The sequence below is a fragment of the Variovorax sp. P4_D9 genome, from assembly GCF_056401695.1.
Window position 1 is genome coordinate 1 of sequence record NZ_JBFUIU010000446.1, and the last position, 7,467, is coordinate 7,467.

The 7,467-nt window shown below is 61.4% G+C and carries 6 protein-coding genes; 2 read left to right on the plus strand and 4 right to left on the minus strand.

Annotated elements, in window-relative coordinates:
* The 4 genes from AC1DY5_RS34585 to AC1DY5_RS34600 all read right to left on the minus strand — a co-directional run.
* Positions 1-252 (minus strand): DUF4372 domain-containing protein (locus tag AC1DY5_RS34585; protein ID WP_478118880.1); only part of this gene is annotated, 252 nt, incomplete at its 3' end.
* Positions 253-602: 350 nt separating this feature from the next.
* Positions 603-2,900, minus strand: a complete 2,298-nt coding sequence (gene bglX, locus AC1DY5_RS34590) for a beta-glucosidase BglX (RefSeq protein WP_478118882.1) — start codon at positions 2,898-2,900, stop codon at positions 603-605.
* A gap of 318 nt (positions 2,901-3,218) precedes the next feature.
* The gene (locus tag AC1DY5_RS34595; RefSeq protein WP_478118889.1) at positions 3,219-4,199 is read right to left on the minus strand and encodes a LysR family transcriptional regulator; all 981 of its coding nucleotides are present in this window, start codon (positions 4,197-4,199) and stop codon (positions 3,219-3,221) included.
* Between the two features lie 488 nt (positions 4,200-4,687).
* Complete coding sequence (locus tag AC1DY5_RS34600; protein WP_478118883.1) at positions 4,688-5,602, minus strand: LysR substrate-binding domain-containing protein; 915 nt, start codon at positions 5,600-5,602, stop codon at positions 4,688-4,690.
* A 117-nt stretch (positions 5,603-5,719) separates the two neighbouring features.
* Between AC1DY5_RS34600 and AC1DY5_RS34605 the strand changes: the two genes are divergently transcribed.
* Together AC1DY5_RS34605 and AC1DY5_RS34610 are read left to right on the plus strand one after the other, a co-directional pair.
* Positions 5,720-6,493: a sulfite exporter TauE/SafE family protein gene (locus AC1DY5_RS34605; protein WP_478118885.1), complete on the plus strand. Its 774-nt coding sequence runs from the start codon at positions 5,720-5,722 to the stop codon at positions 6,491-6,493.
* A gap of 96 nt (positions 6,494-6,589) precedes the next feature.
* Positions 6,590-7,033, plus strand: coding sequence for a hypothetical protein (locus AC1DY5_RS34610; RefSeq protein ID WP_478118887.1), 444 nt, complete (start codon positions 6,590-6,592; stop codon positions 7,031-7,033).
* Positions 7,034-7,467 lie beyond the last annotated feature (434 nt).

Consider the following 7,467-nt stretch of genomic DNA (forward strand, 5'->3'; position numbering starts at 1 on the left):
CCGATGCGCGTTGGCGTACGACAGCGAGGAGCGCGCCGGCGCCTCGATGCCCAGGTGCGCGAGCTTGCCCTCGCAGCTCTTGAGCCCGCCTTCRATCTCGCGCAGCGAGTGGGCCCGGCCCAGTTGGCAAAACAGCATCGCAACCAGCTGGCCCCAACTGGAGAAGCCCTTGGACGCGTATTCAGCCTGGGTGCGCTTGACGATGTGCTCGAACTCGATGCGCGGAATCAGCTTGAGGATCTGACTGAACATGCTGCATGATGCTTTCACGTTGGGCCTCTCGTGAGTGGGGTGGAAGTTCGTTTGGCGACAACTTTTTACCCCACGCATCGGGATGGCTCAACGCCTTCTGTCTTGGACAAGAGTGGGAAGTCCCTTACATTCGATTACCCCGAGCTCCGTTCGAATGTCTAGCGGCTGCCTAGTCGTGTCGCTGCAAAGCAGTCACAATTACGTAAAGTTCTTCTGTCCACGTTTGCGCTGCCGCAAGGGGAGGGCAGTGCCAAACCACCATAGCGAACGAACGCTTGCTGTGCAGCGTTAGCGGGCGATTAAGGTGGTCAGTGACACGAAGACGCTGACCCCGCACCTCACTCCTGACGTCAGGGCAGCAGTTCGAAACTCTCCTGCTGTACATCGCGTGAGTCGAGCCCCACCTGCACGTTAAAAGTGCCGGGTTCCGCGACGCGCTTGAGTTGTTGGTTGTAGAAGCTCAGCAGCGTCTCGCCGATCGGGAAGCGCACCACCTGCGTCTCGCCCGGTTGCAGCATCAGCTTGCGGAAGCCCTTGAGCTCCTTGACCGGGCGCACGACCGAAGCGGCCACGTCCTGGATGTAGAGCTGCACCACCGCTTCGCCGGCGCGGTCGCCGGTGTTCTTCACGGTGACGCTCGCCTCGACCGTACGACCTTTTCGCACCGTGCGCGACGACAGGGCCAGGTTCGACAGTGCGAAGTCGGTGTAGCTCAGGCCATAGCCGAAGGGGTACAGCGCGCCTTGCGGTTCGTCGAAATACTGCGAGGTGTAGTTGCCGGGCTTGCCCGGCGTGAAAGGCCGGCCGAGGCGCGGGAAGTTGTAGTACGTCGGGATCTGCCCCACCGAGCGAGGCAGCGAGATCGGCAGTTTCCCCGATGGATTGGCGTCGCCGAAGAGCACATCGGCGATGGCATTGCCGCCTTCGGTGCCGGCGAACCAGGTCTCCAGCATCGCGTCGGCATTGGCTTTCTCCCAGCCGAGCGTCAGTGGGCGGTCGTTCATCAACACCAGCACCAATGGCTTGCCCGTTGCCTTGAGCGCTTTCAACAGGGCCTGCTGGCTCTCCGGCAAATCGAGGCGCGTGCGGCTCGACGACTCATGCGACATGCCGCGCGACTCGCCCACGGCAGCCACAACCACGTCGGCCTGCTTCGCCGCGGCCACGGCCTCGTCGATCATCTCTTGCGGCATGCGGCCATCCTGCACGATCTCCTGCGCCTCCCCGTTCGGGAAATTCATGTAGTCGACAATCGATCTGTCTTCGGTGACGTTCGCGCCGCGTGCGAAGAGGAGCCTCGCCTTGTCGCCGATCACTGCCGCTATGCCTTGACGCAAGGTCACTGCCAAGGCCGGCACGCCCTGGGCCGACCACGCGCCCAGGATGTCGACCTGCGAATCTGCGAGCGGTCCGACCAGCGCGATCGTTCCAGTCTTGCGCAACGGCAGCGTGCGGTTGCGGTTTTCAAGGAGCACCATCGACTTGCGGGCCACGTCACGCGCCGGCGCGCGATTCAGGCGGCTGTCGGCCTTGAGATCTGCCGGGTCGTCCTCGGCCTTGCCGATGCGCAGGAACGGATTGCGGAAAAGGCCGATGTCGTACTTGGCGCCCAGCACCTCACGCACTGCGTTGTCGATCTCGCCTTCGCTGACCTGGCCGGACCTCACCAGAGCGGGCAGCTCTTTTATGTAGATCTMGTCGGCCATGCTCATGTCGACGCCGGCCTTGATGGCGAGCTTGGCGGCTTCGGCCTCGTCACGCGCCACCCCGTGGTGTAGCAGTTCGGCGATGGCACCGTGGTCGCTTACCGTCACTCCTTTGAAGCCCCACTCCTTCCGCAGCAGGTCCTGCAGCAGCCAGGTGTTCGCCGCGGCCGGCACGCCGTTGACGGCGTTAAGCGCGAGCAGCACACCGCCCGAACCCGCGTCGATGGCCGCGCGGTACGGCGGCAGGTAGTCGTTGTACATGCGCATCGGGCTCATGTCGACGATGTTGTAGTCGCGCCCGCCTTCGACGGCGCCGTAYAGCGCGAAGTGCTTGACCGACGCCATGAGGCTGTCCGGCTTGGCGGCCGAATCGTTCTGGAAGCCCTTGACCATCGCGCGCGCCATCTGCGACACGAGGTACGGGTCTTCACCGAAACCTTCCGAGGTGCGGCCCCAGCGGGGGTCGCGGGCGATGTCGACGGTCGGCGCAAACGTGAAATCGATGCCGTCGGCGCTGGCCTCTTGCGCGGCGACGCGCGCGGTCAGCCGAACCGCTTCCAGATCCCAGCTCGACGCGAGGCCAAGGCCGATCGGGAAGGTGGTGCGGTGGCCATGGATCACGTCGTATGCAAAAAGCATCGGGATCTTCATCCGGCTCTGTTGCATAGCCGCTTCCTGAAGTGGACGCTGTTCTGGGCGACTGACGAGGCCGAAGGAGCCACCGACGCGGCCGGCGGCCACTTCCTCAGCAAGCTGCGGCGCCGACATCAGCGGGCCGAGGCTGATGAGGCGAAGCTGGCCAATCTTTTCATCGAGTGTCATCTGTCGYAGCACATCGGCGATGAACGCACCCTTGTTGCCCAGCAGGGCGGGGTTGGGCTGGGCCATCGCCATCGGCGTGGCCAAGCCGGCGAGCAGGCCCAGCAACCAAGGCGTTTTCATCACTGCGGCTTTCGGTGGGCTCTGAGCGGAAACCAAGACTAATGCATCGATGCCCCAGGCGGGAGGCCAATCTCTTCATCGTGCCTCTTCCAGGTCCGTGGGCTTCCCCTTGATTCCCGGACCCATCGAATGACATGATGTGCCTAGGCACCGACTTGAGCCGGTCGACCTCGCGCAAGCGATTTGAGGTAGCTGATCTCTCCAGCCTCGCATGTTGGACAACTCAAAGTGGCGGAATGATGGTGGCCCGAGGTGCGAAGGGAACTGAAGTCTTTGCAACAAAGTGCACGCTATGCACTTCAGTGCCGCCGCCTGCGGCTAGCCGAGTGCCTCTTCGGCCACTCGGGCTGTCCTGGCCACCATGTTGAGTAACCAACTGTGCCCTGTGTCGTGCTCGTTTCGGCGATGCCAGACCGCGCGAATGGTTGAAGTCCCGGCTTGGTAGGGCGGCTGCCGACGCAGCAAATCGCTGTTCTTGGCCAGCGCCACGGCGAGGGAGGCGGGTACGATGGACAGCATGTCGGTCTCGCGAAGCAGTTCCGGTATCGCCAGGGAGTGCGGCACCGTCACGCGCGCGCGGGCCGCTTCCTCCTCGGCTAGCAGCGCCTCTTCGAGCGCGTGCCGGTCGAACATTTCGGACTGCCGCGCGAGGCCTCGTTCTAGGATGAACCCGCCGACCGCGCCTTCCTCCTGGCCGCCCACCGAGAGAGTCACCAACGGGTACCTCGACATGTCGCGTAACGTGAGCTTGCGGCGAGAAGCGGGGTGCCCCTTGCGCATCAGGATGGCTTCGCCTTGCGACATCAGCGTGCGCGAATTCAGCCGGCTGGGCACTTGCGAGAAAATGCCGATCGCGAAATCAATTCGTCCCAGATCGATCTGCTCCGCTAGGTCAAGCCGTGTGGAGGGCCGGATCACGAGGTCCACGCCGGGCGCCGCCTGCTGCAACTCGCGCGATAGCGGTGCAATGATCACTGCGGTGAGGTGATCGTTCGCGGCGATCACAAAACGACGGGTCGACTCCTCCGGAGCGAACGGCTCAACTCCCAGTGTTGCCTCGATGCGGCGTAGGGAATCGCGCAGAGTCGGAGCCATGGCCGCGGCGCGGCCGGTGGGGACCATTCCCTTGCCTGTTCGCATAAAGAGCTCGTCGCCGACGAGTTCCCGCAGCCTCCCGAGCGCATGGCTCACGGCGGATTGGGTCAGATTGAGCCGCTTGCCCGCGAGAACCAGGTTGCGTTCCTCGTAGACGGCATCAAAGACCTTGAGGAGGTTGAGGTCCGTGCGACCAATGCCCATCATCGCTCTCCCATAAATGAACGGCATGCATTATGAACTTGCAAAAGCATCAGTTCCCTTCATTCCGCTCCTCGTCCATGATTCCCTACAGGTAACCGCAGGACCGCAGACGATGCCGGCGAAGCTGCTAGCCGTTTTCGTCGTGGACACCTGACTCTCCGCTGACCTGCGGCACGGAGCCAGACACGACAACCACTTGTGGCGACTCACGTCTGCGCGAAAACCGCCGGGCGTAAGTTGTTGATCAAACCGCACGATAAGTACGACTACCCCCAAAGGGGCTTCCACCAGCCGTGCAGAACAAACTGGTAACGGCATTGCAGTACGCGGTGCGCGACGCTTCGTTCAAAAAGAAGATGAGCTGGGCGGTCAGGTCGTGCCTGTCGCCGACGCTTCGCCTGAAAGTCTGAAGGCGAAACTTACGACGGAGACTGCTCGCTGGTCGCAGGTAATCCAGAAGTCGGGTATTCAGCCCAACTGAGGTGGCGTTAACGTCGCAGGGCTTGCTTACTGCGAGGACCTGCGGCCAAAACGTGTTGTACCAGTTGCTGCGCATGGACAGGCAGCTTGTCCAGATGACGGACGCAGAGCACGAGATTTCTCTCAGCCCACGCATCCGTCAAGACGATCCGCTTGACTTTGGCTGAGCGGGCGCTGCGGGCTGCAACCGCCTGCGGGACGATGCCCACGCCAATACCTTGGCCGACCACACGGCATACGGATTCGAAGCTGCGCAGGCGAATGCGATAGCTCAGCCGCTTGCCCAGCCGCCGAGCGTGGTGCGTGATGTGCTCTTGCAGTGCGCTGCCTTCGACAAGGCCTACGAATGCGAAATCCACCACGTCTGACAGGCTGATCTCGGTGCGTTGTGCCAGTGCATGGTCGCGTGGCACCACCAGCACCAAGTGGTCGGCGCGGAAAGCGAAGGTCTCCAGACCTTCAAGGTCCACCGAGTCGGACACCATGCCGATGTCGCATACATCGTTGCGCACTGCATCCACGATCTCGTAGCTGGGGCGCTCCTCCAGATCGACGGAAATTCCGGGGTGGTCCGTGAGAAAACTGCTCAGCACTTCCGGCAAGTGCTCGCTCAAGGCCGAGGTATTGCACAGCAGGCGGACGTGCCCTTTGAGCCCGGAGCCATAGTCGCCGAGCTCGCCTCGCAGGCGGTCCATCTGCTGAAGCACGAGGCGGGCATGGTGAAGCAGCGTCCGCCCCGCAGGCGTCATCTGTACGCCGCGCCGGTCGCGCAACAGCAGCGGCACGCCGAGGGCGTCTTCCATGCCACGGATGCGCTCGCTCGCCGATGCCAGCGTCATGTGGGTGCCCTCGGCGCCCCCCGTGATCGTCCCCGTCTCATGGACGTTCAGGAACAGTCGCAGATCGGTCAGGTCGAAGCGCATGGACTCAAACGTACCACATTCAGGCTCAGGAAGTACCTGAGGCATGGTACGCAAGTTCCGAATTTTCCGCCTGGCGACTCTTCATCAGAATCGTGACTCTTATTGCGTTCGAACACCATGACTCCATCCGAATCCCTCATCCTCTCTAACGCAACATTGCCGCTGCTAATCACACTCGTGTTCGTGCTTGCCGGCGTCGTCAAAGGCGTGGTCGGCTTGGGCTTACCCACCATCTCCATGGCCTTGCTCGCGTTGATGATGGCGCCAGCGGAGGCTGCAGCACTACTGATCTTTCCTTCGCTTATAACTAATGTCTGGCAAATCAGGCCGTGGGGGACGCTCGGAATGATGTTCAAGCGATTGGCCCCCATGCAATTGACCGCCTGTTTTGGTACGTTGACAGGTGCATGGGTTTTTGGTGCGCCTGCGGGCGCTTGGGCTGCAGTGTGCTTGGGCACAGCTCTGATTGGCTACGCGGCGTGGGGCCTTGCAGGTATGCGGATGTCCGTCCGCCCATCAACCGAAAAATGGTTGGGACCCGTGATTGGCGTAACTACCGGGTTGGTGACTGCGGTGACCGGTGTGTTCATGATTCCCGCCGTGCCGTATCTGCAGGCGCTGGAATTGGAGCGTGACGAGTTGATACAAGCTATGGGCATCTCTTTCACGGTGTCAACCCTGGCACTGGCTGTCGGGCTCTACTTCAATGCGCGCTACTCGGCTGCGAGCTTTGGCGCTTCCGTTCTGATGCTGCTCCCCGCTCTAGCGGGCATGGCCGCCGGGCAGCATTTTCGCCAGAAGCTATCTCCTGCGCTGTTCCGGCAGTGCTTCCTAGGCAGTCTGATTCTGCTCGGAGTTCATATGATCGCGAATGAATTCTCTGCGCTTTGACTGGGGCGCATTCGCTTCGACTTTCCTGTACACGTCCGCGCGCTTCTTTCGATGCAGACCTTTTCCGTACGTCATGTCTTTGAGAAGGAGCACTGAATGAATTTTTCAGGATTGCAGAGCTATAGCCCACACACGTTGCTGCTTTGGTGGCGCGCGCTTTTCCTCATTGTGGCGATCGGTGTCGCGTGCAGTTCGAGAGACAACGAAGTGTTTGGCCTGAGACAAGCCTCCACCTCATCCAACGATGCGCCGGTGATCGAAGCGCATAACCGGGATAACTATGACGACACGTTAAAACGGTTGCGCGGTGCTGCGGTCGCTGGCGATCCTGCCGCCCAAGAATTGTTAGGCATCTTGCTTCTTGGAGGATCAGCCGTACTTCAGTTCAGCGGCGTGCGTGGACGGCAGAACTGCGAAGCATTGGCCTGGTTCGACCGCGCAGCCGATCAAGGCGGTCAGGTTGGCCGCGGTTACCGGGATTCGCTGAGTCGGACTGAACTGAGCTACGCGCGCAGGTACTGCCTGCCCATTGAGGACTAGGCAGCCGCACCCGTCGCTTTCCCTGAGCGCATGCGGTGCGGCAGACAAGTCAGTGGCCCTACTGCGGTTGACGACGTTAACCTGCCCATGAAACGTACAACGCACATGCCCATCATCGCTCTCTCATAAATGAACGGCATGCATTATGAACTTGCAAAAGCATCAGTTCCTTTCACTCCGCTCCTCGTCCATGATTCCCTACAGGTAACCGCAGGAGCGYAGACGATGCCGGCGACGCGGCTAGCCGTTTTCGTCGTGGACACCGATGACTCCCCGCTGACCACCTCCACTCCTTCATCTGAACTTCTGAAAAAAACAATGAGCAAGCGCCTCGACTACAACCAAATCGCTCCCGCCGGCGTCAAGGCCCTAAGAGGCTCATTCCTGTGGCAACCACCAGAAGCAAAGGAGAAAGCACCCGTGTCCCTCAATCT

Coding starts and splice junctions, on each gene's coding strand:
- AC1DY5_RS34605 (WP_478118885.1), top strand. CDS start 5,720: ATGACTCCATCCGAATCCCTCATCCTCTCTAACGCAACATTGCCGCTG.
- AC1DY5_RS34595 (WP_478118889.1), bottom strand. CDS start 4,199: ATGGGCATTGGTCGCACGGACCTCAACCTCCTCAAGGTCTTTGATGCC.
- AC1DY5_RS34600 (WP_478118883.1), bottom strand. CDS start 5,602: ATGCGCTTCGACCTGACCGATCTGCGACTGTTCCTGAACGTCCATGAG.
- AC1DY5_RS34610 (WP_478118887.1), top strand. CDS start 6,590: ATGAATTTTTCAGGATTGCAGAGCTATAGCCCACACACGTTGCTGCTT.